This window comes from Mesorhizobium sp. ORM8.1 (assembly GCF_053005525.2).
The window spans coordinates 4,704,723-4,731,227 of record NZ_CM132600.1 but is presented as its reverse complement, the minus strand read 5'-3'; the positions used below and the strand labels follow the sequence as shown (position 1 = coordinate 4,731,227).

The following is a 26,505-nucleotide window of genomic DNA, read 5'->3' as shown; positions in this document are numbered from 1 at the left end:
AACCGCTTCCGACCTACCGTCTTACGCTCCAGCGCCGTCGCCATCTCGCAATGGCAACGACTAGGTCCGCCGCCCATCGGGGAGCACCTAGATAGACCAAGGCATCGCGCGCTCCTGCAATCTGCCGGGTATCGAACGCGGTATTGGAATAGTCCACCGACTTGTTTTGCCTGGCTTCAACCCATCGACGAATGCCGGCGCCATTCGTCAATTTCGCCGCAAAGGCCAGTTCGCGCCTCATGCAGACAGCTTCCACCCGGTCGCGCAATGCCTCTTCATAGCCAATCCCCCGATGATAAAGGCGCGCATGCGTAGCCTCATGGACGATGGCACCAGCAACCTCCTCAACCGATATGTGCTCGGCTGCGACGAACCGTTCATCAAGTTCGCAGGTCGATGTCGATTGCATGAACTGGCCAGCGGCGGCAGCTATGGTGGTGATCCAAATCCGACTGAGATCCCTGATGACTTGGCGGTGCCGTATGGGATCGACGTCGCGTATCAGTTGCAGCGCGGCCGCGACCTTTTCTGCGTCACGACCACCCTTGTCGGCATCGTAGAGGATTAGCATTCCGGCGACGGTTCTCTTATCGCTGAACCTCGCTCCTAACCAGTCAAAGATTGAACTAAACGATACCTTTAGGACTGGTCGCTTCCCGGCCTTGTGTGGCGGTTGCGAGGCGGCCAAGAGTTTCAGTTCCGGTCCTGCGGAAAGCTCGGGATCGGCATGAATTCGACACCGTCCTCGGCGAGGCTTTGCGCCTCCTCCGGCGTCGCCTCGCCATAGATGCCGCGCGGATCGGTTTCGCCGAAATGGATCTTGCGCGCTTCCTCGGCGAATTTGTCGCCGACATAGTCGGCATTCTCGCGCACCTTCTCAGTCAGCGCCTTGAGCTGCGCCAACGCTTGCTTCTGCGCCTCGCCCATGGCCAAGGCGACCTTCTCCTGCTTGCGCGAGGTCGAGACGGCCGGCGCCATCAGCGCTTTCTCGACCTTGTGCGAGCCGCAGCTCGGGCACTCGACGAAGCCGCGCTTCTTCTGGGTATCGAAGTCGTCATTGCCGCGGAACCAGGCCTCGAACTCGTGCTCGTGTTCGCAGATCAGGAAAAGCGGATCAAGAGGCTGCACCTCTCAGATGCGGCGCCTCGCCGGCATTGACTGTGAAATCCCGCGCATTTTTGAGATTGGGGATCTTGCGCCTTGCGGCAACCGACTGCGCCGGGTCGATCTCGGCGATGACCACGCCGGGTTCGTTATGCGCCGTCTCGGCGATGATGCGACCCCACGGATCGACGATCAGCGAATGGCCATAGGTCTCGCGCCCATCCTCGTGCAGGCCGCCTTGCGCCGCGGCGATAACGTAGGCGCCGTTCTCGATGGCACGGGCGCGCAAAAGCACATGCCAATGCGCCTCGCCTGTCTGGCGCGTGAAGGCGGCGGGCACGGTCAGCACATTGGCCCCGGCCATCGCCTCGGCGCGGAACAGTTGCGGAAAGCGCAGGTCATAGCACACGGCAAAACCCAGTCGCGCTCCCAGGATATCGGCTACCATTGCTTCCGTTCCCGGCTCGTAGGAGGCGGATTCGCGCCAGCTCTCGCCATTGTCGAGATCGACGTCGAACATGTGGATCTTGTCGTAGCCGGCGATCAGGGAGCCATCGGGCGCGAACAGGAAGGCGCGGTTGGCGAGTTTGCCGTCGGGGCGAAGGATCGCCGTCGAGCCGATATGCAGATGAATGCCGAGTTCCTTCGCCAGCCTGCGCGCCGTCGCGACGACGACGTCCTTGTCCTCGGTCGCGAAGACGGCGGTCTGCTTGTCGCGAATGAGCGCGCCGGTCATTTCCGGCGTCTGCACATAGGTCGCGCCCTGGCCCGCGGCCTGGCGCACCAGCAACTCCATGTCGGAGGCGTTGCGCTCCGGGCTGGTGCCCGAACGCATCTGCACGGCGGCGGCCTTGAACGATCCCATGATCATCTCCCGTTGGCGAGCAATGCATCGAGCTGGCCCTGCGACTCCAAATCGTGGAGATCGTCGCAACCGCCGACATGCGTGTCGCCGATGAAAATCTGCGGAAAAGTGGTTCGCCCATGCGCCCGTGACATCATTTGCTGGCGCAGCTCCGGCGAGAACGAGGCGTCGTGCTCGGTATAGGTTACACCCTTGCGGTCGAGCAGCCTCTTGGCGGCCGTGCAGTAACCACACATCATCCGGGTATAAATCGTCACATCGACCATCGGTCGGCAATCCTGCCTGTGCATGCCGCCGAATGGGTGTGCGAAAACGACATGCAACTGAACAACAACTTCAACCTATATAGTCGCGGACTCATCGGCCCGAAAGTCCCCCGGCAGGACGCGCGCGAAGGTAAGCACATCGACCGCACCGGCGCCGCCCTTTTTCAGCGCCTTGGCGAGGGCCCGCACGGTGGCGCCCGTGGTGTAGACGTCGTCGATGACGAGCACGCGGCGCCCGGCGATATCGATCTCGGCTTCCGGCGAAACGCGGAAAGCGGCGCGCACATTCTCCTCGCGCTCGTGCCGCTCCAGTCCGACCTGCTGGCGCGTGAGCTTCACGCGCCGCACCGCGGATGGCGAGAATGGCAGGTCGCTGAGCTTCGAAACTGCCCGCGCCAACTCCGCCGACTGGTTGAACTGCCGACGAAAGAAGCGTCGCCAGTGCAGCGGCACCGGCACGACCACATCCGCCTCCGCAATCAGTTCGGCGCCGGCGCGCATCATCCAGCGCGCCATCCACGGCGCAAGGTCGGTGCGGTCCTGGTATTTCAGCCCCTGCACCATCTGCCGCGCAACACCCGAATAGACGACAGCGGCCCGCGCCCGCTCGAAAGGCGGCGGATCGGCGATCGCCTCGGCGCAGAGAAAGCCCTCGCCCATGTCATGCGTGAAAGGCGTGCCCATCACCGGGCACCAGGGTTTCTCCAGGAGCCGGAGCTTTGGCCAGCAGGCGCCACAGAGCACGCCGGGCTGCGACACATGGCGCCGGCAGCCGGCGCAGACCGGCGGAAACAACAGGCGCGCCGGCCAGCCCAGCGCTTGCCGCGTCATATCCTTCAGCGCGATGGTCTTGATCTTGTGCACCGGATCGGCCACGTGAATGAAACCCCGCGCCAGCATAACACCAATGCGGCAGGCGCGGACAACAGGAACCCACGCCGTGCAGCCCTTGATCGACACTGAGCTCTGGCTTGCGCACAAGCGCCGGGCGCTCGCCCGCCCTTTGGAGGGAGCCGACTTCCTGATGCGCCGGACAGCCGAGGACCTCGCCGACAGGCTGGGCGCCGTCGAGCGGCGCTTCGGCAAAGCGGCGGCGCTGTTCTGTCAGACCCCGGCGGCGGCGGAAGTGCTGGCGGCAAGCGGCAAGGTGACCGAAATCGTGCGCGTGGAGGCGGAGAAGTCGTTTCTGGCCGGTGCAGCGGGCATCGTGGCACCACCCGAGACAGTACCGTTCGAGGCTGAAAGCCTCGATCTCGTCGTGTCCTTGCTCTCGCTGCAGGCCATGAACGACATTCCCGGAGTTCTCTCGCAGATCCGCCGGGTGCTGAAACCAGACGGCCTTTTTCTTGGCGCGCTCGCCGGCGCGGGTACGCTCGTCGAATTGCGCGAAAGCCTGCTTGCGGCCGAAACCGAGCTTTACGGCGGCGCCGGCCCGCGCGTGCTGCCGTTTACCGACGTCCGTGACGCCGGCGCGTTGCTGCAGCGCGCCGGCCTGGCGCTGCCGGTGGCCGATGTCGAGACCGTGACCGTGCGCTACGATAGCCTGTTTGATCTCGCCGCCGATTTGCGCGCCATGGGTGAAACCAGCCCGCTCATCGATCGCAGCCGGCGGCCGGGCAGCAGACGATTGTTTGCCCGCGCCGCCGAAATCTTTGCCGAACGATTTTCGGACCCGGACGGCCGCGTCCGTGCAAGCTTTTCGATTGTCTGGATGTCAGGCTGGGCGCCCGACGCCTCGCAGCAAAAGCCGCTCAAGCCGGGGTCGGCCAAGGTTTCGCTAAAGAGCGTCCTTGAATAGCCGTCTGGCTAGCTATGGTCAGGGCTGAGCGCTGAATGCTTGGACCAGCCTGCTGTTGTTGTCGCTGAACAGCCACTGGATCGCGCTCGCCGCCTGGCCCACGCCGGCGACGATGGCAAGCGACAGCACGGCGACGATCAGGCCGTATTCGATGGCCGTGGCGCCTGCCTCATCCTTCACGAATTGCCGCAGCAGGTCTTTCATGGTCGATCCCTCATGCCCGGAACCTAGGGCCTACCCGTTAAGAAAGGTTAACAGCAAAAGCTTAACGGGGTGTGAAACGGCCCTGTCCCAAAAAATCATTAACTAATCAGCACTCGCCGCTGCGGCTGCCGTCATTGCGGATGACGCAAATCGAACTGGGGAAAGGCTGCAAGACGCTGCGGCGAAGCGTATAAGTATCGCGGTGGCCGATCGATCCCGTCGAGGTCATGTCGAGCCCGCTGGCGAAGCTGTCCCGGGCAGTCTGCGGCCGCGTTTGATTGTCAAGGAAAGGCGTTGCGATCAGCGCCAGCGCCACCGCGGCTGAACCGAAAAGAAGCGTGATCCGCAAGATGCCCATGCCGGCGTCCACCGCGCGAAAGCCGCGGTCAGGCCGGATCGAGTCCCAGTCTCTTTCAAGGCTCATGGAGTGGGTCCCCATTCCCGAAACGACGATATGGCCGCGCCAACGGCTCGTTCAATTTTCCACGTCGAGATAAATCTTCTATTAACGCTGCCTAAAACAGGCAGGTCACAACAGGTCGATGAGGAACTGGATGAGCGGCGCGTCCGCCGGCGGCATCGGGTAATCGCGCATCTGCCGGGGCCGGACCCATTTCAGCCCTTGCCCTTCCCTGGGCTGGGCGATGCCGCGGAAGCGACGGCAGACGTACAGCGGCATCAAGAGATGGAAATCGTCGTAGCTGTGGCTGGCGAAAGTAAGCGGCGCCAGGCACGGGATCTCGGTCTCGATGCCGAGCTCCTCATGCAGTTCGCGCACAAGGCATTGCTCAGGTGTTTCGCCGGGCTCGACCTTGCCGCCCGGAAATTCCCACAGGCCGGCCAGCTGTTTGCCCTCCGGGCGCTGCGCCAAGAGCACACGCCGGTCGGCATCGACCAGCGCGCAGGCCGCGACCAGGAGCAGGCGCTTTCCGGTTGGCTTTGTCTCGCTCATGCGCCGGGTGGCCGCCGATAATGGTAGCGGTAGACCTCCTCGAAGCCGAGCGCGCGGTAGAGTGACAGCGCCGCGACATTGCTGGCCTCGACCTGCAGCCAGGCCTCACGCGCGCCGCGCAGCCGCGCCCATTTCAGCGCCGACAGGATGAGATTACGCCCATGGCCCTTCTTGCGAGCCGACTTTTCGGTGGCGACTTCGAACAATCCGGCAAGGTCGCCGTCATGGACGCAGATCAGCGTCGCCAGCGGCTCATTGCCGTCTTCGAGCGCGAACAATCCCGCCTCCGGCTGGATGGCGCCGATCACTTCCGACAGGCCGGGCCGCAGCGCCGCGTCCGAGCCGCTTGTCCTGAGCGACGCGCCGATGAAGCGGCTGATGTCCTTGAGCGGGATCTGGTCCATGGCCGCGCCGAGTTCGGCGTCTTTCAGCGGCAGTCGCATCACCAGCGATTCGTCGAAAATGCTCCAGCCCGCTTTGTTGAGATGGGCGGACAGCACCTGGCCCGACAGCGGCGACATGCGAAAGGTCAGCGGTCGGCCATAGGCATCGAAACGCCGGGCGGCGCGGCCGATGCGCTCCTCGATGGCGTGGGTGTCGCCCGGATCGAGCGGGTTGACCGAATTCAGCCGCTTGGCCGGGAGCCCGGCCGTCAGCCGCACCACCCATGTCCCGTCATAATGGACGGCCGCCGCGGGCCAGGCGCGAAAGCCCGCCGCTTCGTAGCGGCGCACGACCGCGAGCACGCTTGCCGGATGCCTGGACACCGGCGCCATCAGCTCCGGTAGTCGCCATTGATGGCGACATATTCCTTGGTGAGGTCGCAGGTCCACACCGTCGCCTTGCCGCGGCCGATGCCGATATCGACGCCGATGCGGATGTCGTCACGCTTCATATAGGCCGAGGTCGCCTCTTCCGAGTAAGCCGGATCGCGCTCGCCCTCATGCGCCAGCCGATTGTCGCCGAACCAGATCGACAGCCGGTCGCGGTCGGCCGGCTCGCCGGCCTTGCCGACGGCCATGACGACACGGCCCCAATTGGCGTCCTCGCCGGCCACCGCCGTCTTGACCAGCGGCGAATTGGCGATCGAGAGCGCAATGCGCTTGGCTGAGCGTGCCGACTTGGCGCCGGTGACGGTGACTTCGACCTGCTTGCGCGCGCCTTCGCCGTCGCGCACCACCTGCAGAGCCAGCGACTTCAACACCTTGCCAAGCGCGCGACGGAAGGCGCCGAGTCGTGCGTCCTTCGGATCGCTGATCGCCGGCGCGCCGCGCGCGGCGGCCTTGCCGGTGGCGAACAAAAGCAGCGTGTCGCTGGTCGAAGTGTCGCTGTCGACGGTGACGGCATTGAAAGTCTTGGCCGTGCCGCGCGACAACAGATCCTGCAGCACCGGGGCGGCGATCGGCGCGTCGGTGGCAATGAAGGAAAGCATCGTCGCCATGTCGGGCGCGATCATGCCGGCGCCCTTGGCGATGCCGTTGATGGTGACATCGGTGTCGCCGAGCTTCACAATTGCCGTCGCCACCTTCGGATAAGTGTCCGTGGTCATGATGGCCTTGGCCGCCTCGGTCCACAGATCCGGCTTGCCGTCCTCGACCAGGCCGGCGAGCAGATGGCTGAACTTCGTCGTGTCGAGCGGCTCGCCGATGACGCCCGTCGAGGCGAGGAACACTTCGCTGTCGGAACATCCCGCGGCCTTCGCCGCCGCTTCGCCGGTCAGTGCCGTGGAAGCCATGCCCTTCTTGCCGGTGAAAGCATTGGCGTTGCCTGAATTGACCACCAGCACGCGCGCCTTGCCGGCGGCCAGGTTCTGGCGGCAGTAATCCACAGGCGCCGATGGGCATTTCGACTTGGTGAAGACCCCGGCGACCGTGGTGCCCGGATCGAAGACCATGGCGAGCAGATCGGTGCGGCCCTTGTATTTGATGCCGGCTTCGGCGGTGGCGATGCGCACGCCCTCGATGACCGGCATCTTGGGATATTTCTTCGGTGCGAGTGGCGAAATCGTAGCGGACATCGGAACCCCTGAGCGGCGAAAACGCGAAAGGAAGGCCGGTTTGCCCGATAGCGCGCCGCCGCGCAAGGGGCGTTCTGGCAGCACCCTGGCGGCATGACCGAGGCCCCGGCAGGTGGAAACGCATCGTTTCGTTTCATCGCCGGAGCCCATATGATCGGCGTGAGATTCACCGGCTAAGGAAGACCGCAATGGGCGAAGCCGTTGCTCGCGGGCGCAAATCGATCGGCGCCAAGCGCAACCCGGAAAGCGCCGACGCCATCATCGAGGCCGCCGAAGCGGTGCTGCGCGAGGCAGGCTATTCCGGCCTCTCGATCGAGGCCGTGGCGCGCCGCGCCCGGGCGGGCAAGCCGACCATCTATCGCTGGTGGCCGAGCAAGGCGGCGCTGCTGATCGAAGTCTATCAACGGCAAAAGCGCGTCGAGACGCCCGATACCGGAAATATCGAGGACGATCTAGTCGGCTTCCTGGGGAACCTGTTCGCGCACTGGCGCGACACGCCGTCGGGCAATGTCTTCCGTTCGCTCGTCGCCGAGGCGCAATCCGACGCGGCGGCGGCGGCAGCACTTGCCGACTATTCGAAAGGTCGCCGCGGCCATACCGGCCGCATCATCGAGCGCGCCAAGGCGCGTGGTGAGGTAGCGGCCGATGTCGATGCCGAAATCGTCGCCGATCTTATTGCCGCATACGCCTGGCGGCATCTGCTGACCAACCGCCTTGACGAGACCCAGGCGACGATCCGCGCCGCTGTCCGCTACGTGGTGCGCGGGATAACCCGGGCCTCATAACGCGAAAGGGCGCCCGAAGGCGCCCTCAGACCGCTGACAAACCCCGTCGATTTTCGGCGGGGTTTTGTTTTTGCGGATTGATTTGGCTCAGCAAATTTGTGTCGGGAGGAGATGTCAGGAGACAGCTGGCGGCGATGGGCCTCAGGCGAGGCTCGGTTTGAGCTTTGGCCAGAGGCTGATTGCGATCTTTTTCATGTTCTGGGCGGCGGCTGCGATCAGGCACTGGCAGGCGACACGAGTTCGCCCTCGGAAGCGGGCGTAGCGGTGGCCAAAGAGCTGCTTGGCATCGGCGAAGGAGCGCTCGACCGTCTCCTTGCGGCGCCGGTAGATGGCCTTGCCCCAAGCCGTGAGCCGGTTGGCGTCGACCCGCTCGCGGGCATCTTGCCAGACATGGCGCGTGATGGTGCGCTCGGCCTTGGCGTTTGATGTGCAGGAGGCCAGCAGCGGACAGTCGCGGCAGATGGCTGGATCGCTCCTGTAATGGCGATAGCCACTGCGTTCGGTGGTGACGTAGGTGAGCAGCTGGCCCTGCGGGCAACGATAGCCGTCCGCCTCCGGTTCATAGACGAAGTTGCTCTTTCTCATCTTGCCAGGCTTTGGCGGGGTCGGGTTGCGATAGCCGATGACGCCGCTGATGTTCCTGTCCTCCAGGCCCTTGGCGATGCCCGGCGTGGCATAGCCGGCATCCAGCCCCGCCGCCGCCACGGTGAAGCCGAAGCGCTTAACCTGACGGTCGAGCCGGCCTAGATAGACGATCGAGTCATGCACGTTGGCCGGCGTGGCGTATGTGTCGGTGATGATGCCGCAGCGCCCATCCACCGTGCGGTGATCGAGGTAGAAGAAGCCCTTCGGCTTGCCCTCGCGCACCATGTAGCCGGCATCCGGATCGGCGCGCGAGATCTTGGTCTGCTTCTGCGCAGGCTTGCGCTCCTTGGCCTTCAGCGGCTTTTGGCCATGCAGCGTCCGTTCCGCCTCGATGGCGCGGTCCAGATCGGCCCAGTAGTCGGCGCGCGACTTGGCCACCATGGCAAGGTCGTACTTGCCCTTGTTGGCGTTGGCCTTCAGATGTGTGCTGTCGGTATAGAGCACCGTCCCGTCCACCAGCCCCACCCCGATCGCCTGTTCGACGATGCGGTCGAAGATCGCTTGCGCGACCGTCTCGTCTTGATAGCGACGGCGTCGGTTCTGCGACAGCGTCGAGGCATCGAACACCTTGTCGGTCAGCTTCAGCCGCAGGAACCAGCGATAGGCGACATTGACCTCGATCTCGCGCACCAACTGCCGCTCCGAGCGCACCCCGAACAGGTAGCCGATGAACAGCGCCTTGAACATCAAGGTCGGGTCGAGCGGCGGCCGACCATTGTCGGCACAGTACAAGGGCGCTGTCAGATCGTGGATGAAGGAAAAGTCGATCGCTCGATCGATCTTGCGCAACAAGTGATCAGCCGGAACCAGCTGATCCAACGTTACCATCTCAAGCGCGGTCTGTTCAGGGGCGGGTCGCTTCAACATGACCCAGTGAATCAAAAACCCCGGCAAATGCCAGGGGTTTGTCAGCAGTCTGAGGGCGCCCGAAGGCGCCCTCTCAGAACAGTCGGTCGGCGATCGATTACTTGCTGCTTTCCAGCGTATCGATGTCCTTCTTGAGCTTCTCGTCCGGGATCTCGACCTTGGCCGCGGCGCGCAAATCCTTGACCATGGCGAAATACTTGTCGCGGATGACGGCCTGCTTGGCCTGATCCTTGACGTCGTCGAAAGCCGGCGGCTGCTTGGCGCGCTTGTCCTCGACCTTGATGACGTGCCAGCCGAACTGCGACTGCACCGGCTCCTTCGAGTATTTGCCGACGTCGAGCGCAAAGGCTGCCTTGTCGAATTCCGGCACCATCTGTCCCGGGCCGAACCAGCCGAGGTCGCCACCACTGGTCTTGCCGCTCGGGTCGCTGGTGTGCTCGTTGGCAAGCTTCTGGAAATCGGCGCCGCCATCGAGCTGCTTGATGATCGCGTCGGCCTCTTCCTTCGTCTTCACGAGGATGTGACGGGCGTGGATCTCATTGACCGGCGGCGTGTTGGCGATTTCCTGGTCGTAGCGGGCGCGCACGTCGGCGTCGGTCACCTTGTTGACGACTTCCTTCTCGACCACCTCGCCATGCAGCGCCCGCTGTTGCAGGAAAGCCATGCGGCGCTGGAAGTCGGGATCCTTGTCGAGCCCGGCGTCGATCGCCTTCTTGGCCATGACGCGGATTTCGATCGCGGCCGAAAGTGCTGCGGCGCGGCGCTGTTCCGGCGGCAATTGCGCGAACTGCTGCGACAGCTCGCCCTCGGCAAGCTGAAGGTCGGCCTCGGTCAGCTTCTCTCCGTTGACGGTGGCAACGACGGCATTCGGATCGACCGGTGCGGCCGCGGGCGCGGCGGCCTCCGGTTTAGCGCGCGGGCGCAGTTTCTTGCGCCATCAGCGGCGACAGGCAAAGAGCCGAGAGCCCGAAGGCCAGACCAAGGCTGGCGAGCGACGCACGGCGGAACGACAAGGACATCAAGATAACTCCAATGGGGATTGCCAATAAGGATCGTGGCAGCGGAAGGGTTCCAGATCAGTCGGATTGTGGCGGAATTTGGCGCTGCCCATGGGGCTAACGCAGCGTTGACATCGATTGAGCCCCCTCTTATCTGTCCATCGACTTGGCGTCCAGAACCGTTTTCCGGGCGCTTTTTGCGTTTGTCCGCGTTCACGCGGATTTGATGGGGCCGCCCGGCACCTGTCGCAACGACCAAGAATGCTATCGAAAGGACCATTGAATGGTCAGTCTCGGCGGTCTCGCCCGTAAGGTTTTCGGCTCTTCCAACGATCGCCGCGTCAAGTCGACCCGGCCAAGGGTAGAAGCCATCAACGCCATGGAAAACGAGATGCGGGCGTTGTCCGACGCCGAGCTTGCGGGGCGCACGGAAAAATTCCGCCAGGACATCGCCAACGGCGCTTCGCTCGAAGATCTTTTGGTGCCGGCCTTCGCGACAGTGCGCGAAGCGGCCCGCCGCGTGCTTGGCATGCGGCCTTTTGACGTACAGTTGATCGGCGGCATGGTGCTTCACAATGGCGGCATCGCCGAGATGCGCACCGGCGAAGGCAAGACGCTGGTCGCCACCTTGCCGGTCTATCTCAACGCGCTCGCGGACAAAGGCGTCCATGTCGTTACCGTCAACGACTATCTTGCCACCCGCGACTCCGAATGGATGGGCCGCGTCTATAAGTTCCTCGGTCTCTCTGTCGGCGTCATCGTCCACGGCCTGTCGGACGAGGAACGGCGTGTCGCCTATGCCGCGGACGTTACCTACGCCACCAACAACGAACTCGGCTTCGACTATCTGCGCGACAACATGAAATACGAGCGCGCCCAGATGGTGCAGCGTGGCCACAACTACGCGATCGTCGACGAGGTCGATTCCATTCTTGTCGACGAGGCGCGCACGCCGCTGATCATTTCCGGTCCGCTCGAGGACCGTTCGGAAATGTACAACACCATCGACACCTTCATTATCCAGCTGCAGCCGCAGGATTACGAAATCGACGAGAAGCAGAAGACCTCGATCTTCACCGAGGAAGGCACCGAGAAGCTGGAGAACCTGCTGCGCGATGCCGGCCTGCTGAAGGGCGAGTCGCTCTACGACGTCGAAAACGTCGCCATCGTCCATCACGTCAACAATGCGCTGAAGGCGCACCGGCTGTTCCAGAAAGACAAGGACTATATCGTGCGCAACGGCGAGATCGTCATCATCGACGAGTTCACCGGCCGCATGATGCCGGGACGCCGCTATTCGGAAGGCCTGCACCAGGCACTGGAAGCCAAGGAGCATGTGGCGATCCAGCCGGAGAACCAGACGCTCGCCTCCGTCACCTTCCAGAACTACTTCCGCCTCTACAAGAAGCTGTCCGGCATGACCGGCACGGCGCTGACCGAGGCCGAGGAGTTCGGCAACATCTACGGCCTCGAAGTCACCGAGATCCCGACCAATCTGCCGGTCGTGCGCAAGGATGAGGACGACGAGGTCTACCGTACCGTCGAGGAAAAATACAAGGCGATCGTCAAGGAAATCAAGGAGGCGCGCGCCAAGGGCCAGCCGACGCTGGTCGGCACGACCTCGATCGAAAAATCCGAGCAGCTGGCCGAGCGCCTGCGCAAGGAAGGTTTCAAGGATTTCGAAGTGCTGAACGCGCGCCACCACGAGCGCGAGGCCGCGATCGTCGCCCAGGCCGGCAAGCCCGGCGCCATCACCATCGCCACCAACATGGCCGGCCGCGGCACCGACATCAAGCTCGGCGGCAACGCCGAAATGCGCATCGCCGATGAGCTGGGCGACATGCCGGAAGGTCCCGAGCGCGAGGCACGGGAAAAGACGATCCACGCCGACATCGAGCGGCTGAAGGAAAAAGCGCTGGCCGCCGGCGGCCTCTACGTGCTCGCCACCGAGCGCCATGAATCGCGCCGCATCGACAACCAGCTCCGTGGCCGTTCCGGCCGCCAGGGCGACCCGGGCCGCTCGAAATTCTTCCTGTCGCTGCAGGACGACTTGATGCGCATCTTCGGCTCCGAGCGCATGGACGGCATGCTGACGAAGCTCGGCCTCAAGGAAGACGAGGCCATCATCCATCCCTGGATCAACAAGGCGCTGGAAAAGGCGCAGAAGAAGGTCGAGGCGCGCAACTTCGACATCCGCAAGAACCTGTTGAAATATGACGACGTCTCCAACGATCAGCGCAAGGCGGTGTTCCAGCGGCGTATCGAGCTGATGGACGGCGAAGGCCTGACGGAAACGATCGCCGAGATGCGCGAAGGCGTCATCGAGGATATCGTCTCCAAGAACATTCCCGAGAACGCCTATGCCGAGCAGTGGAATGTCGCCGGCCTCAAGGAGGAAGTGGCGCAGTATCTCAACCTCGACCTGCCGGTCGAGGACTGGGTCAAGGAAGAAGGCATTGCCGAGGACGATATCCGCGAGCGCATCACTGCGGCCGCGGACGCTGCCGCCAAGGAACGCGCCGACCGCTTCGGCCCCGACGTCATGAATTATGTCGAGCGCTCGGTGGTGCTGCAGACGCTTGACCATCTGTGGCGCGAGCACATCGTCAATCTCGACCATTTGCGCTCGGTCGTCGGTTTCCGCGGCTATGCCCAGCGCGACCCGCTGCAGGAATATAAGAGCGAAGCCTTCGAGCTGTTCCAGGCCATGCTCGGCAATCTGGAACAGGCCGTCACCGCGCAGTTGATGCGCGTCGAGCTGGTGCGGGAGGCGGCCGAAGCGCCGCCGCCCCAGGCGCCCGACATGTTCGGCAGCCATATCGACGGCAGCACCGGCGAGGACGATTTCCAAGGGGCGAGACAGCGCTTCTGCTGCGCCAGGATACCAACGCTGTCGTCGCACCGGAACACCGCGATCCCAAGAACCCCGCGACCTGGGGCAAGGTCGGCCGCAACGAGGCCTGCCCCTGCGGCTCCGGCAAGAAATACAAGCACTGCCACGGCGCCTTTGCCTGATCCCTTTCCTTCCCCCGTCACTATATGGGGAGAAGGTGTCGCCGAAGGCGACGGATGAGGGGCAGCGCCAGCGATTGTGATTAGGTCATAAACCTCACAAGAGCCCCGACGCGCGCGGCCGCCGCCGCCTCGCCGCGCGAGATGACTTCCAGCTTCTCCAGCACCGCCGAAACATGATGATCGACCGTCTTGGGCGAGATGGTCAGATGCGCGGCGATCTTCTTGTTGGAAAAGCCCCGCTCGAGAAGTTGCAGGACTTCCATCTGGCGTTGTGTGAGGCCCGCCTGATTTGAGCGCGTCGCCTGCCTTGGTCCGCGTGCGATGTGGATCAATCCGCTCTGCCGCATAAGGCCGCGCACATGCTGCGCCACCGGCCTTGCGCCAAGCGTTTCGAAAATGTCGAGCGCTTCGCGCCGCGCCGCCTCGTCGCCCTGCAGCAAGGCGAGCGCCTGCTCGAAGGTTGCGCCCATATCCGCCCAGAGTGCGGCGGCGCGGCGCCAGTCGCCGGCGAGTTGCAGCCGGTGTGGCTCCGCCATGCCGGCAGTGTCCCCAGGATCGCTGCCCGGCAACAGCAGCTGCCGCCATATCGCCAGCTCGCCGAACAGGGCTCTGGTCGGCGACAGGTTCTCGGCGATATCGATCAGGCGCAGCGCCTCGTCTCTCTCCCCCTGCTCCAGCCATGCGCGTTCCGCCATCGCCGCCGCATAGGACACCAGCCGCTGCAGCTCCATGCCCTTGTCCAGGAACCGCTTCATCTCGTCGAGCACCTGCTCCGCCGACGGGTCGCCGCGCCTGATGCGCAGCCGCGCCAGCGCCACCAGCGCCGGATAGCGTACCAGTGCGGTCGTTGCCTCGTCGTCGATGACTTCATGCGCGATTGTCGCCGCGTCGTCCCACAGGCCGCGCCGTAACAACAGCTGCGCCTGCACGCCGCGCATATAATCGCGCCAGGTCGCGAGATCGTTCTCGACGCAATAGGCAATGCCCCGGTCGAGGAAGGATTGGGCGCGGGCAAGACCCTGCTGGTTCATCTCGAGGCAGGCGCTGTTGGTGAAGGCGCGCGCCGCGTGCTCCTGGAAATTCTCTTCCAGTGCGATGTCGAGACTGCGGGCAAGGTCGCGCTGGCCTTTGGCAAGGTCCAGCCATTGCCCGGCGGCGCCGAGATTGTTCAGCGCATGGCACAGGATGTCGCGTCTGTTCAACCGCTCCGCCAGCTCGACCGCCTTACCCCCGAAAGACACCGTCTCGTCCAGCCTTTCGGCCAGCATCGCCAGTTGCGAAAGGTTCGAATAGGCCATCGCGAGCTCGGCGCTGTCGGGCGCCGTTTCCAGAAGCGCGACGGCCTGCGCCCCGAACCGGTCCGCCGCCTCGCGGTCGCCCAGAAGATAGGAGAAGCGCGACAGGCATCTGAGGCTGTCGCCCTCTTTCAGTCGATCTCCGAGCGTCTGTCGCAGCCGGCGCGCCTGGCTTTGGGCTTCTATTGCCGCATCGATGCGGCCGATCAGGTGGCATTCGAAGGCGTGGCCTTCATGGAGTTCCGCGCGGCTCTCCATCGACATCTCGTCGCAATGACGCAAGGCGACCTCGTAATAACCGGCCGCGTCGCGATGCGCGCCGAGGCGGGACGCCTCGCGCGCGGCGAGCGGCGCCAGCTCACGCACCGCCTCCAGGTCCTGCGCTTCCACAGCGTGATGCACCAGCTTCGCCGTGGCGACGTCCGGATTTTCCCGCAGGGCTGCCAGCGCGCGCTGGTTGTACTCGCGCCGCAGGCTCGGCGTCAGCGCCACTTCGACGGCACGGCGAGCGATCTCGTGCCGGAAGGCATAGCCATCGCCATGATCCTCCAGCAGCCCGTGCGAAACACATTCGGCGATTTGCCCCGCGGCTGCGATGCCGCACAGGCCACGCAGCGCCCAGGGGTCGGCGCGGCGTGGAAACACCGAAACCGCATCGAGCATGGAGCGGGCGCCCGACGACAGGCGTTCGGCCCGCGCCAACACGGCGTCGCGCACGCTCGCCGGCAACGCGCCATCGCATTCGGCGGCGAGCAGCTCCGTAACGAAGAAGGCGTTGCCGGCGCTCGCCCGGTAGATTGCGTCGCCGTCGCGCTCGGCCGCCGCAGCAAGCGACTTGACCGCCATTTCGCTGAGCAGCGGCACTTCGATGCGCTGGACATTGCCGGCCGGGATCTCGCCGAGCGCCCGGCGCACGCGCATCTGCCCCTCGCTGCGGTCGGTGCGGGCGGTGACCACAAGCAATATGTGGGTGTTTGCAACACGCCGGCCGAGGAAGCGGACGAAATCGAGCGTGGCGTCGTCAGCCCAGTGCAGGTCCTCGATGATCAGCAGGCTCGGCCCTTTTGCCTCGAAAATGTCGAGCGCGTCGGAAAACAGCGGCAGCCTCTGGGCCTGCCTGGCATCGATGGCGCGCGGCAATTCCACTGCGCTTCGCGGGCAAGGTCGTAGAGCGGCCCCAGTGGATCGGGGATCGACAGGTCTTCACAGGCGCTGCGGAAAACGACCGCGCTCCGGCTGGCAGGGCCCGCGAAGGTCTCGACCAGCGCCGTCTTGCCGGCGCCGGCCTCTCCGAGCAGCGCCGCCACATGGCCATGGCCCCGCGCGGCATCCGCCAAGAGCGCCTCCAATTGCCGCAGTTGCGCCTGTCGTTCCAGAAGCATCGTCACTCTCTCACCGATAGGATTTTACCATGGCGGGCTGTCGTCGCGATAGTATGGGATGGGTGGTCGGAAATGTGACCTTCCACACATTGCGGTGCCACTCTCCACGAAAATAACGTCGCCGACATAGGGAATCGTCCCGCCCAATATGGGGAAAGGCTCCGATGCGCGGCATTTGCGATCGTGGTCTTAGTCCGGCCGCGCTCAAGCCGAGCGTCAGTGAATTACGAAAGGAAGACGATCGTGCCACGTTACCTGATTGAACGGACATTTCCCGACGGCCTCAACATCCCGATGAACGACGCCGGCGCCGACGCGCTCGGCGGCGTGATCATGCGCAATGCCGAAAAAGGAGTTACCTGGGTGCAGTCCTTCGTGACGCCGGACAAGGGCAAGACTTTCTGCATCTACGACGCCCCCTCGCCCGAGGCGATCCGCAGCACTGCGCAGAAAAATTCCCTGCCTGTCGACAAGATCACGGAGGTGCGGGTCCTCGACCCCTACTTTTACCGCTGATCCAGCGGACGAACGGCGGAGCGATGAAGACCACATCCCTGTCGATGGCGGATCTGATGTCCTGCCGGACAGCGCGGGAATATCCGCCACGGATACTCCGGCGCCACGGCGCGGCCTCGTGCGACGGGCTTTGTCGGCGCTGCTTTCGCCATTGCGAAGCCGGCGTCGCATTCGGCCACCGCCGGACCCTATCTGAGACGCGACATCGGGCTCGGCGAGCGCGAGTTGCCGCGCGAATACTGGGAATATTGGTGGCATCACCATTGATCCGGCGACTGACGGATCAGCGTCACCCTTTTGACCAAGGCATCGCAACGATCCGGAGCCGGCCTTGACGGGCCGACCCGCCGTTTGCGTGCCTCAATGAAATTGGAGAGACAATGCGCATTCACAAATTGACCAGATGCCTGATCGGCGCCTCCGCATCGACCGTCTTGCTGGTGGCGAGCGCCGCCATGGCGGAAACGACCAATCCACTTGCCGAAAAGGTGCGCGCGCTCGACAGCCGCTTCAAGGACGTCGCCGTGGCGAAGGCGGAAGGCTACGCCCCAATCCCCTGCGCCAGCGGCCTGACAGGCGGCGCCATGGGCATCCACTACGTCAATGCCGCCTATCTGAAGGACGACGCCATCGACGTCGCCAAGCCCGAGGCGGTGATGTACGAACCGATGGCTGACGGCTCGCTGAAGCTGATCGCCGTCGAATACATCACCTCGAAGGGTCCAGCCTCGCTCGACGGGCAGCTGTTCAATTTCAACACCGCGCCCAACCGCTACGGCCTCGGCCCGTTCTACGAACTGCATGTCTGGGCCTGGAAACGGAATCCGACCGGCGCCTTCGCCGACATGAACCCGAACGTGTCCTGCGACGCGATGAAGGGGATGTAGGCACCTCTCCCTTCTCCCCGTCACTATACGGGGAGAAGGTGGCCCGAAGGGCCGGATGAGGGGCGGCGCCGGCGTTTGACTTGCCACATACTGCACGGCGGAAGGGGATGCCTTTTCGGTTGGCTAAATTCCGCGAAAGCAGCTTGATCCACCGCCACTTCTTCGACCATTTTGACCCGAACCCCGATCTTCTGCTCTTTCAGCAGATCACAAAGTCCGTCACCGTCGATCAGGTCGATGGCGGGTGCTCCGTCCCGCACGGCCTCTCGCCGCGCCTCGGCCGTGAATGTTCCGGTGGTGATAATCAGGCCTTTGTCGGCACGACCTACCATCGCGCCGCGAAAGTCCCGCACAACACCAGCACCAACCGATCCCTTCCAACGCTTGCATTGGAAGAGAACGTGGAACGATAGCAGGTTAACCCGCAATACACCGGTGCCGTCGATACCACCGTCGCCGCTTCTCCCCGTCACCTCAACCTTGATAAACCCCGCCTCTCGGAGGAGCCGCTGGCATAACCGCTCGAAGGCCGCCGGATCTAATGCCAGGAGAACGTCAAGCAATTGCTCGCGCCAGTCCTTCAAAGCGATTTCTGCCGCCTCCGCTTCGGCCTCCGCGCGTTCGGGCGCCACGTTGGCTTTCGACTTGCGTAAGACCGAATCTGCTCGCCTCACGCGCCGAACGATCTCTTCCGAATCAAGTGACAGCGAGGCTCGACCTTCAGGAGTGAGAGTCCAAACGCCGCGTTCGCTATTGTTGGTGAAGCCGGCATTCTTCAGCCAACTCCGCGCCCAGGCGCAACGGTAGTCGAACTTCGACCTTGGCCCATCGCCGACCAGCACCGCTCTTGCCGCATCGGAGATGTTCATCAACGCAGCCGTTTTGTCGTCGATTTCTTCGATCGAAGCTGAGCCGCCAAGGGAGTCCAGTGCTCTGAGGACCGGCACGAAGAAGTCGGCGAAGGGAGGAACGGCCGTCTTCATCGTCTCGCCGCCTTCATCGCCTCGGTGATTGCCACCGTTTCGACGCTCACCCGCGTTACCCGCATTAGCAGATCGATGATCTTCTCCTTATAGTCTGCGAAACGATAGGTGTTGAATTTTTCTCGAATCGTCGGGTCTTTCGGCGTCTTTTCCTTGTATTGGTCGAGAATCCAGTCAAGGGCGGAACGGTTTCCGAGCCCATAGTCCCACGCCTCCGTCGGAACACCGGAAAGCTGCGTTTCTGTGTCAAGCCGAATGACGCCGTTGTCACGGTCGGCCCTCAGCATCGCCTTAGGTGCAACACCTGCGTTGCGCGCCCTCTCGTCTATCGAGTCCAAACGTTCCAGCGGCCATGGCTCGACCGATTCGTAGTTGATATGCAATTCCATTAACTGCTTGCCCCAGCCGGCCCAGCACCAGAAATCCGAATAGAATGGAATGCGCGGAAATTCGCGCTTCAGATTGAGTGCATATTTCTCGCGATAAATCGGGTCGTGCAGAACGCCATAGACATAGTGAAAAATCGAGTTGGGCTCGGAACCGGATTCTCCAAAGAACCTTGTCTGCAGGTACTGAACCTCAATGAGCTTCCCATTGAAGTAGAGCATCAAAGGAAAGAATGGTCGATACGCCGCATTTACTACGATACCTAAGTCCTCGCTATACCGCTTTCCAGCTTGTAGATCTGACTTAACCGATCGTGTCCATTTTATCGAATAGTCCAGATTTGCAGCATCGATACGCATTCCTGATAAAAAAAGTCGCTGCAAATCGGCGTTGTAGACGCTGATTAACGATCGAATTTTCTCAAGTATGCTGTCCGGCGTTTGACCGTACACCCATTCGTCTCGGCTGGTAGAAACCCCCAATGAAAATAACCGAAAGATCGCCTTCTCTTGCGCCTTTCCCTTCGCCGCCTTGGTCTTCTTGTCCGCCACTGGGATCATCTCATCCCAGTCGTTCTCAGTCAGATTGACCCAGTTGGCGTGCTTGTCCGGCTCGACGCGCTGGAACGAAATTGCCGAGGCCGGCGTGTTGCTCAGAAACGCTAGCTTGTCTTCGGCCGTATCCATCTCCGGCCGGCGCGCGTAGAAAATCTTGCAGCCTTTCTGCTTGTGACGCTTGACGAAGAACGAGATCGCCACGCCGGTCTGGATGCCGAAGACATTGTGCTTGGTCCCTGACAGCTTCGGATTGGCCCGCACGTCCCCGCCAAGATCGACGACATGAATCTCATTGAATTCCTGTGCGACCGCCCTGCGGAACCCATCAAAGGTTCGGCTTTCAATGAAGCTGCGATTGGTGATGAACGCCAGCACGCCATCATCGGCCATTCGGTCTGACGCCCAACGGAAGAACCGGGCATACATGTCGTAGACCTTGGTCTTCTGCGCGGTCGAAAGCCTGATGTAGCTCGACTTGATGAGCTGATCGATGCGGGGATATTCGCGGTTCTTGTTGTTGTCGTTCTCGTTAGCCTGGTTCGCATTGTAGGGCGGATTGCCGATGATGACGGAAATCTTGCGCTTATTTTGCCGCCTGACACGCGCGACGTTCTCATCCGACAACCCGGCAAACATGTCGTGCTGATAGCCAGCCTTGATGCCAAGCCCGGCAACATTATCCAGCGTGTCGACAAAACAGAGATTGGGAAACTCCGCGAATTGCCCCGAGATCGCGGCGTAGGTCGCCTCGATATTCAGGTTCGCCACGTAGTAGGGCAGGATCGCCACCTCGTTGGCGTGCAATTCGTTCTTGTACTTGTGCGCCAGCTTCTGCGGCTGGCCGCGAAAGTGCTCCAGCAACTCGCAGATAAAAGTGCCCGTGCCGGTCGCCGGATCGAGAATCTCGACATGCTCGTCGATCAGGTTCCTGCCGAAGTGCTTCTGGGTCAGCCAGTCAGCACCCTCGATCATGAACTTCACGATCTCGTTCGGCGTGTAGACGACGCCCAGCCGGTCGGCCTTCTTCTTGTCGTAGACCTTGTAGAAATTCTCGTAAATCAGCTTCAGGAACTGCTGCTTTTCCTGATGGCTTGAGATCAGCGCCGCGTTGGCGCGGATCGTCGCGTAGTAGGTCTCCAGACGCTTCAGCGTCTCGCGCTTCACCTGGCCGGTGAAGAAGTTCGCCTCCAGCGCGTAAAGTTCCTTCGCGATGTTGTTCTCGCGATGGAAATCGCTGTTGTCGAAGACGTGCGCAAAGATTTCCTCGGTCAATACGTGCTGGATCAGCATCTCGCGCACATCGGCTTCGCCGACCGAAGGGTTGATCGTGTCCTTGGCGTGCTGCAGGAACTTGTCCGCCGCTTCGCGGAAATCGGGATTCTTGTCATAGGCCGCGTCGATGCGTTCGCGAAGTGCGGTCAGCACTGCCGGAATGTCATGCTTGAACTGTTCCACGGCTTTGCGAAAGTCGCGGATTTCCTCCCGCTCATATTTGAAGAACAGCGAGACCAGCTTCAGCAGCTTTTCGGTGTCCGTCATCGAGCAGCGAAAAACTTCTTGCCGATTCTGTATCAGGACCGCCGTGTTCGAATTCTCAAAGATGATGTTGTCTTGCGGATAACCCTTGGCCAACTTCTTGCGGATTTCCTCGTCGAGATCGTCAGCAGTATCTTTTGCTTCCCAATAGCCGAGCGGCACACGCAGATCATGAAGGATTGTACCGTCCGGGCGGATCCTGTTCTTCTGTGGAGACAGGAATTCATACTGGCTAATAAAGTGCAGATTGTGCTGGCGCGCCCACGCCTTCAACAGATCCTTGAACGCCTCCGAGATCACACCCTCGGTGAACGAGCCGGAAAATTTCCGCAACCTGTCGATTTCGTTTAGATATTGCTGAACTAAAAGCTGGCTCATGTCCCCTCCACCCCGGCGGCATTAGAGCCGAACATTTTCGATTGTCAAAGGCCGACTGCATCGTTTGACAGCGGGTTGATCTAGCCGCGCCTGGGGTTCTGTTTTCCAAGCCAGCGCCGCCCCTGATCCGCCCTTCGGGCACCTTCTCCCCGTATAGTGACGGGGAGAAGGAAGCACCCACCCAACCGTTTCTTAATGTGTTTCGCATACACCGAAACCTTGGAAAGAGGCGGAAAACGGAGAGTTGTGGGTGCGCTTTTCCGCGGCAACGACTGCCGGGCGGTTCCTGCCGCAGCGCTGGGCGCTGCGCATGCGTCCGCTGCTTGGCCGTATCGATGCCGCCCTGTTCACCGCCGACGAGCGCGGCGAAGCCGGGCGCATGTCGCTGATCGCATTTTCGATCCGCATCATCAGCGCCTTCATCGCCTTTGTCAGCCAGGTGCTGATGGCGCGCTGGATGGGCTCGTTCGAATACGGCATCTCGGTGCTGGTCTGGGTGACGATGGTCATCGTCGGCAATCTTGCCTGCCTCGGCTTCCACACCTCCGTCATCCGCTTCATTCCCGAATACCGCGAGCGCGGCATGCTGGCCGAACTGCGCGGCATCGTGCTGGCAAGCCGCCTCTTTGTGCTCCTTGCCTCGACGCTGATCGCGGGCTTCGGCGCGCTTGGCGTCTGGCTGTGCTCGGACTGGATAGAGAACTACTACGTCATCCCCTTCATCCTCGGCGTCATCTGCCTGCCGATGATTGCGCTCGGCGATCTCCTGCAGGGCCTGGCGCGCGCGAATTCCTGGGCGCTGCTGGCGCTCTCGCCCACCTATCTGGTGCGGCCGGTGCTGATCTTGGCGTTCATGGCGCTGATGCTCGCCATGCATTATGTGCCCGACGCTAAAACCGCTATCTTCGCCTCGATCGCCGCCACCTATGTCACCACGCTTGGCCAGCTGATGGCCGTCACCTCGCGCATGGACAAGAAAATCCCGGCCGGGCCGATGACGGTGCATTTTCCCCAATGGTTCCTGGTCTCGCTGCCGATCTTCCTGGTCGAGAGCTTTTTCTTCCTGCTCACCAATGCCGACGTGCTGATGGTCGGCGCCTACATGGACCCCAATGACGTCGCCGTCTATTTCGCGACGGTCAAGACGCTGGCGCTGGTGCACTTCGTCTATTTCGCCGTCAAGGCCGGTGTCGCCCAGCGCTACGCGCAGTTCACCCATGGCGAACCGTCGAGGCTCGCCGCCTTCGCCCGCGAAACGGTGTCCTGGACCTTTTGGCCGTCGCTCCTGATGGCGCTCGTCGTGCTGGTGCTCGGCGAGCCGATGCTCGTGCTGTTCGGTCCCGAATTCACCGCCGGCTATCCGCTGCTGTTCCTGCTCGTGCTCGGCGTCGTGGCGCGCGCCGCCGTCGGCCCTTGCGAAAGCCTGCTGACGATGAGCGGCAACCAGAACATCTGCGCCGCCGTCTATGCCATGACGCTTGCCTTCAACATCGGCCTCAATGTGTTTCTGATCCCACACTTCGGCCTCTGGGGCGCGGCGATCGCCACCAGCCTTGCCATGGTGTTCGAGGCCAGCGCGCTGTCCTTCACCGTCTGGCGCAAGCTCGGCATCGTGATGGCGATCTTCGTGCCTGCAAGGAAGGAAATCGCCTGATGGCAGCCATCCCGTTGCTTGAAGAGACCAGCGGCGGCCCTGCCGGCGCCATGGTTTCCAATCTTGCCGGCTTGGCGCGCGAGGCCGATCCCGCCCATATCGAGATCCTTGCCAACAACCGGCCGGAGCGGAAGCTTGCCATCTATCCGGCCTCGGCCGGCTTCGACCTCGTCGAGGAGCTCGACTATCTGTGCGCCCGCACCATCGAGCCCAACGTCTTCTTCAACCCGCGCTTCCTGGCGCCGGCCATGCCCCGGCTGGAAGATCGCGAGGTGCGGCTGGCCGTCATCCGCGACGGCGACGAATTCCGCAACCGTCTGCGGCTTCTGGTGCCGTTCTCGGTCGAGCGGCCGGCAATGCCGCTCGGCGTTCCGGTGATGCGCACCTGGTCGAGCCCGTTCGGCCCGCTCGGCACGCCGCTCGTCGACCGCGACGATCCGATCGGCGTCGTCGAGGACTTCTTCTCCATGCTCTCGCGACCGCACCTCAAGCTGCCCAAGGTCTTCGTGCTGGCCGATATCCGGCTCGACGGCCCGGTGGCCAGCCTGCTCACGTCCTTTGCCGACAGCCGCGGCCTGACCCTGGTCACCACGGGCAAGGTGGAACGCCCGGTGCTGCAAAGCGATGCCGATGGCGAGGACTATCTCAAGGTCTCCTTGCGCGCGCATCATTACCGCGAGTTCCGCCGGCTGAAACGTCGCCTCGGCGACCTCGGCAAGCTCGAGCATGTCGTGGCGCGCGGGCCGGATGAGATCCGCCACGCCATCGAAAGCTTCTTGACGCTGGAGACGGCCGGCTGGAAGGGCCGTGAGCGCACGGCAATGGCGATCGACCGCTACCGCGCCGCCTTCGCCCGCGAGGCCGTCCACAGGCTGGCCGAGCAGGATATGTGCCGCATCCATTCGCTGACGCTGGACGGACGCACCATCGCCTGCCTGGTCGTCTTCGTCGAGGCCGGCGTCGCCTACACCTGGAAGACTGCCTATGACGAGACGCTCGCCGCCTATTCGCCAGGCACGCTGTTGATGATCGAGGTGACCAAGCAACACCTCGACGACCCCAACATCGTCATGACCGATTCCTGCGCGGTGCCGGACCATCCGGTGATGAGTCGGCTGTGGACCGAGCGCAAGCCGGTGGGCACGCTGGTGGTCGGGCTGACCCCGGACGCCGATCGCCTGGCCCGCCAGGCAGCCTCGCAGTTGCACCTCTATCGCGAGACCCGCAACATGGCGCGCATCCTGCGCAACCGTATGAAAAGCCTGCTGAAGCGTCGATGATGGTCAGCGGATTTCGGCGCATGGTTCTTGCAATTGGGGGCGGCATGCTGAGGCTGTTCGTGGCTAGCCTCACTGCGGGGCTGGCCTTGTCTGCGGCGACTCCGGCCCAGGCATCTGTTTTCCTCGAGGACCTCACCTGGACCGAACTGCGCGACCTCGTCGCGGCGGGAACGGACACGATCATCATTCCGATCGGCGGTACCGAGCAGAGTGGCCCGGCAATGGCGCTGGGCAAACACAATGTGCGGGTGAAGTTTCTTGCCGAAAGAATCGCCACGAAACTGGGCAACACGCTGGTCGCGCCGGTCATCGCCTATGTGCCGGAAGGCACCATCGATCCGCCTACCTCTCACATGCGTTTTCCGGGAACCATCACCATTAGCGACGAGACTTTCGAGCAAATGCTCGAGTCAGCGGCACGCAGCTTCAGGCATGCCGGCTTCAAGACCATCGTGCTTCTCGGCGATCACGGCGGCTACCAGGCCGACGAGCGCCACGTAGCAGATCGGCTCAATGCCGAATGGAAGAGGACGCGGGCGCGGGTCTTCGCCGCGGTTGATTACTACGAATTCGCGCAAGCGCCCTTTACCGACAAGCTGCTGGCTGCCGGGGCCACCCGCGCCGAAATCGGAACGCATGCCGGTTTGGCCGATACCTCACTGATGCTCGCCATCGATCCCTCCCTGGTGCGCAAGGATCGACTTGCAGGTCCACCAAAACTCGGACCCGGGGATGGCGTTTTTGGCGGCGATCCAGCAAGGTCTTCGGCAGAGTTCGGGCAGCTTGGGGTAGATCTCATCGTCAACGGGACCACCGACGCGATCCACGCCTTCATCGCAAGTCAGCCAAAATGATCGGGACTTTTCTGCGCGTCATCCGTCTTTGCGTGCCGCTTGCTTTACTGGCGTCGCTGCAGCCCGGCATATCGCATGCCGGTTCCTGCCCGGAGGATTGCAGTGATCCGACGCCCAAGCCGGTCAATATCTACAGCCAGACCACCGCCGGTCACCTGAGCGCCGCCACGGCCGGTGCGCTGCCGCGTGTCTATGTGCCCAACCGGTCATCGAACAGCGTGTCGGTGATCGACACCACGACCCTCAAGCAAGTCGACCGCTTCGAGGTCGGCAGCAAGCCGCAGCATGTCGTCCCGTCGTGGGATCTGAAGACGCTTTGGGTGGCCAACAACGGCACCGGCAGGAATGGCAGCCTGACGCCGATCGACCCGATGACCGGCAAGCCTGGCCAGCAGATTGCGGTCGACGACCCCTACAATCTCTATTTCATGCCGGACGGGAGTGCCGCCATAGTCGTCGACGAAGCCATGAAGCAGCTCGACTTCCGCGATCCGCACACCATGGCGTTGAAATCGAGGCTGCCGACGCCGACCTGCCCCGGGATCAACCATGCCGATTTTTCGGCCGACGGGTCCTATGCGATCTTCACCTGCGAATATGGCGATGGCGGGCTGGCCAAGATCGACCTTAAGAACCAGAAAGTTCTCGGCCATCTCGATCTCTCGAAAATGGGCATGCCGCAGGACATCCGCCTGTCGCCCGACGGCAAGGTCTTTTACGTCGCCGACATGATGAATGACGGCGTGTTCCTGATAGATGGCGACAGTTTCCGGGAGATCGGCTTCATCCCGACCGGCATCGGCACGCACGGATTTGTGGTCAGCCGCGACGGCAAGCGGCTTTATGTCTCGAACCGCGGCTCGCACAAGATGGAGCAGGGCAAGGCGAAGGGTCCTGGCAGCGTGACGGTAATCGACTTCGCCACGCGCTCGGTGGTCGCGCAATGGCCGATCCCTGGCGGCGGCAGCCCAGACATGGGCAATGTCAGCGCCGACGGCAAGCAGCTATGGCTCTCGGGCCGCTTCGACAGCGATGTCTACATGATCGACACGACGAGCGGCGCCGTCACCAAGATCCGCGTCGGCGTCGAGCCGCACGGGCTGACGGTATGGCCGCAGCCCGGGCGGTACTCACAGGGCCATACGGGCAATATGCGATAGCGTCGCCTTTAACGGCCTGCCAGGCCGGTTTGCTGCATCCGACCACACGCCGCGTGGACATCGCGCTGTGCTCTTCTGTGCCCCACCGGGACGGGGAGGCGGGCGTCCATCCGGAAGGAT

General features: G+C 62.8%; 23 protein-coding genes and 2 pseudogenes. 9 read left to right on the top strand and 16 right to left on the bottom strand.

The features are described 5' to 3' along the window. Positions 1 to 13: 13 nt before the first annotated feature. The 5 genes from ACVDG8_RS23825 to ACVDG8_RS23805 form a co-directional block, all read right to left on the bottom strand. On the bottom strand, positions 14 to 571 hold the full coding sequence (locus ACVDG8_RS23825) for a hypothetical protein (protein ID WP_447256906.1): 558 nt from the start codon (positions 569 to 571) through the stop codon (positions 14 to 16). A 122-nt stretch (positions 572 to 693) separates the two neighbouring features. Continuing rightward, complete coding sequence (locus tag ACVDG8_RS23820; protein WP_455707242.1) at positions 694 to 1,128, bottom strand: DUF1178 family protein; 435 nt, start codon at positions 1,126 to 1,128, stop codon at positions 694 to 696. Beyond that, a complete protein-coding gene (locus tag ACVDG8_RS23815) occupies positions 1,115 to 1,969 on the bottom strand; it encodes a carbon-nitrogen hydrolase family protein (protein ID WP_447256904.1) in 855 nt (284 codons plus the stop codon). The genes ACVDG8_RS23820 and ACVDG8_RS23815 overlap by 14 nt, the downstream gene beginning before the upstream one ends. A gap of 2 nt (positions 1,970 to 1,971) precedes the next feature. Continuing rightward, positions 1,972 to 2,235 carry a glutaredoxin 3 gene (gene grxC / locus ACVDG8_RS23810; RefSeq protein ID WP_447256903.1) on the bottom strand — a complete coding sequence of 88 codons (264 nt, stop codon included), beginning with the start codon at positions 2,233 to 2,235 and terminating at the stop codon, positions 1,972 to 1,974. Between the two features lie 75 nt (positions 2,236 to 2,310). Beyond that, positions 2,311 to 3,111: a ComF family protein gene (locus ACVDG8_RS23805; protein WP_447257425.1), complete on the bottom strand. Its 801-nt coding sequence runs from the start codon at positions 3,109 to 3,111 to the stop codon at positions 2,311 to 2,313. Between the two features lie 64 nt (positions 3,112 to 3,175). Here ACVDG8_RS23805 and ACVDG8_RS23800 point away from each other — a divergent pair, with 64 nt between their 5' ends. Then, positions 3,176 to 4,033 (top strand): methyltransferase domain-containing protein, encoded by an 858-nt coding sequence (locus ACVDG8_RS23800; RefSeq protein WP_447256902.1) that lies wholly within the window; start codon positions 3,176 to 3,178, stop codon positions 4,031 to 4,033. An 18-nt stretch (positions 4,034 to 4,051) separates the two neighbouring features. Here ACVDG8_RS23800 and ACVDG8_RS23795 read toward each other — a convergent pair whose 3' ends face one another. From ACVDG8_RS23795 to argJ, 5 genes are all read right to left on the bottom strand, one after another. After that, complete coding sequence (locus tag ACVDG8_RS23795; RefSeq protein WP_447256901.1) at positions 4,052 to 4,237, bottom strand: Flp family type IVb pilin; 186 nt, start codon at positions 4,235 to 4,237, stop codon at positions 4,052 to 4,054. A 106-nt stretch (positions 4,238 to 4,343) separates the two neighbouring features. Further along, a complete protein-coding gene (locus ACVDG8_RS23790) occupies positions 4,344 to 4,661 on the bottom strand; it encodes a hypothetical protein (RefSeq protein WP_455707241.1) in 318 nt (105 codons plus the stop codon). Positions 4,662 to 4,766: 105 nt separating this feature from the next. After that, positions 4,767 to 5,189, bottom strand: a complete 423-nt coding sequence (locus tag ACVDG8_RS23785) for a (deoxy)nucleoside triphosphate pyrophosphohydrolase (RefSeq protein ID WP_447256899.1) — start codon at positions 5,187 to 5,189, stop codon at positions 4,767 to 4,769. Further along, a complete protein-coding gene (locus ACVDG8_RS23780; protein ID WP_447256898.1) occupies positions 5,186 to 5,965 on the bottom strand; it encodes a GNAT family N-acetyltransferase in 780 nt (259 codons plus the stop codon). Before ACVDG8_RS23780 ends, ACVDG8_RS23785 begins: the two co-directional genes overlap by 4 nt. Then, complete coding sequence (gene argJ / locus ACVDG8_RS23775) at positions 5,965 to 7,206, bottom strand: bifunctional glutamate N-acetyltransferase/amino-acid acetyltransferase ArgJ (protein ID WP_447256897.1); 1,242 nt, start codon at positions 7,204 to 7,206, stop codon at positions 5,965 to 5,967. The genes ACVDG8_RS23780 and argJ overlap by 1 nt, the downstream gene beginning before the upstream one ends. Before the next feature lie 188 nt (positions 7,207 to 7,394). Between argJ and ACVDG8_RS23770 the strand changes: the two genes are divergently transcribed. Further along, on the top strand, positions 7,395 to 7,991 hold the full coding sequence (locus ACVDG8_RS23770; RefSeq protein WP_447256896.1) for a TetR/AcrR family transcriptional regulator: 597 nt from the start codon (positions 7,395 to 7,397) through the stop codon (positions 7,989 to 7,991). Between the two features lie 141 nt (positions 7,992 to 8,132). Here the strand turns inward: ACVDG8_RS23770 and ACVDG8_RS23765 are convergent, their stop codons facing one another. Continuing rightward, the gene (locus ACVDG8_RS23765; RefSeq protein WP_447252026.1) at positions 8,133 to 9,503 is read right to left on the bottom strand and encodes an IS1182 family transposase; all 1,371 of its coding nucleotides are present in this window, start codon (positions 9,501 to 9,503) and stop codon (positions 8,133 to 8,135) included. Positions 9,504 to 9,600: 97 nt separating this feature from the next. Beyond that, positions 9,601 to 10,522 (bottom strand): annotated as a pseudogene (locus tag ACVDG8_RS23760) (peptidylprolyl isomerase). Positions 10,523 to 10,784: 262 nt separating this feature from the next. Here ACVDG8_RS23760 and secA point away from each other — a divergent pair. Continuing rightward, positions 10,785 to 13,516: pseudogene (gene secA, locus ACVDG8_RS23755) on the top strand (preprotein translocase subunit SecA). A gap of 80 nt (positions 13,517 to 13,596) precedes the next feature. Here the strand turns inward: secA and ACVDG8_RS23750 are convergent. Further along, positions 13,597 to 15,957, bottom strand: coding sequence for a helix-turn-helix transcriptional regulator (locus ACVDG8_RS23750; protein ID WP_455707240.1), 2,361 nt, complete (start codon positions 15,955 to 15,957; stop codon positions 13,597 to 13,599). Next, positions 15,858 to 16,193, bottom strand: a complete 336-nt coding sequence (locus ACVDG8_RS23745; protein ID WP_455707239.1) for an ATP-binding protein — start codon at positions 16,191 to 16,193, stop codon at positions 15,858 to 15,860. The genes ACVDG8_RS23750 and ACVDG8_RS23745 overlap by 100 nt, the downstream gene beginning before the upstream one ends. 243 nt (positions 16,194 to 16,436) lie before the next feature. Between ACVDG8_RS23745 and ACVDG8_RS23740 the strand changes: the two genes are divergently transcribed. After that, the gene (locus tag ACVDG8_RS23740; protein WP_371013070.1) at positions 16,437 to 16,709 is read left to right on the top strand and encodes a DUF4242 domain-containing protein; all 273 of its coding nucleotides are present in this window, start codon (positions 16,437 to 16,439) and stop codon (positions 16,707 to 16,709) included. 455 nt (positions 16,710 to 17,164) lie between these two features. Beyond that, on the top strand, positions 17,165 to 17,596 hold the full coding sequence (locus tag ACVDG8_RS23735) for a hypothetical protein (protein WP_447257424.1): 432 nt from the start codon (positions 17,165 to 17,167) through the stop codon (positions 17,594 to 17,596). Between the two features lie 23 nt (positions 17,597 to 17,619). Here ACVDG8_RS23735 and ACVDG8_RS23730 read toward each other — a convergent pair whose 3' ends face one another. Then, positions 17,620 to 18,579: a restriction endonuclease gene (locus tag ACVDG8_RS23730; protein WP_455707238.1), complete on the bottom strand. Its 960-nt coding sequence runs from the start codon at positions 18,577 to 18,579 to the stop codon at positions 17,620 to 17,622. Next, entirely contained in the window at positions 18,576 to 21,437 is a 2,862-nt protein-coding gene (locus tag ACVDG8_RS23725) for a type ISP restriction/modification enzyme (protein ID WP_455707237.1), read from the bottom strand. The genes ACVDG8_RS23730 and ACVDG8_RS23725 overlap by 4 nt, the downstream gene beginning before the upstream one ends. Positions 21,438 to 21,687: 250 nt before the next feature. Between ACVDG8_RS23725 and ACVDG8_RS23720 the strand changes: the two genes are divergently transcribed. Genes ACVDG8_RS23720 through ACVDG8_RS23705 form a run of 4 tightly spaced genes read left to right on the top strand, consistent with a single transcriptional unit; the run spans position 21,688 to position 26,385 of the window. Continuing rightward, positions 21,688 to 23,091: a lipopolysaccharide biosynthesis protein gene (locus tag ACVDG8_RS23720; protein ID WP_447256889.1), complete on the top strand. Its 1,404-nt coding sequence runs from the start codon at positions 21,688 to 21,690 to the stop codon at positions 23,089 to 23,091. Then, the gene (locus tag ACVDG8_RS23715) at positions 23,091 to 24,371 is read left to right on the top strand and encodes a GNAT family N-acetyltransferase (protein WP_447256888.1); all 1,281 of its coding nucleotides are present in this window, start codon (positions 23,091 to 23,093) and stop codon (positions 24,369 to 24,371) included. Before ACVDG8_RS23720 ends, ACVDG8_RS23715 begins: the two co-directional genes overlap by 1 nt. After that, positions 24,368 to 25,225, top strand: coding sequence for a creatininase family protein (locus tag ACVDG8_RS23710; protein ID WP_447256887.1), 858 nt, complete (start codon positions 24,368 to 24,370; stop codon positions 25,223 to 25,225). Before ACVDG8_RS23715 ends, ACVDG8_RS23710 begins: the two co-directional genes overlap by 4 nt. Then, entirely contained in the window at positions 25,222 to 26,385 is a 1,164-nt protein-coding gene (locus ACVDG8_RS23705; RefSeq protein ID WP_447256886.1) for a YVTN family beta-propeller repeat protein, read from the top strand. Before ACVDG8_RS23710 ends, ACVDG8_RS23705 begins: the two co-directional genes overlap by 4 nt. Positions 26,386 to 26,505 lie beyond the last annotated feature (120 nt).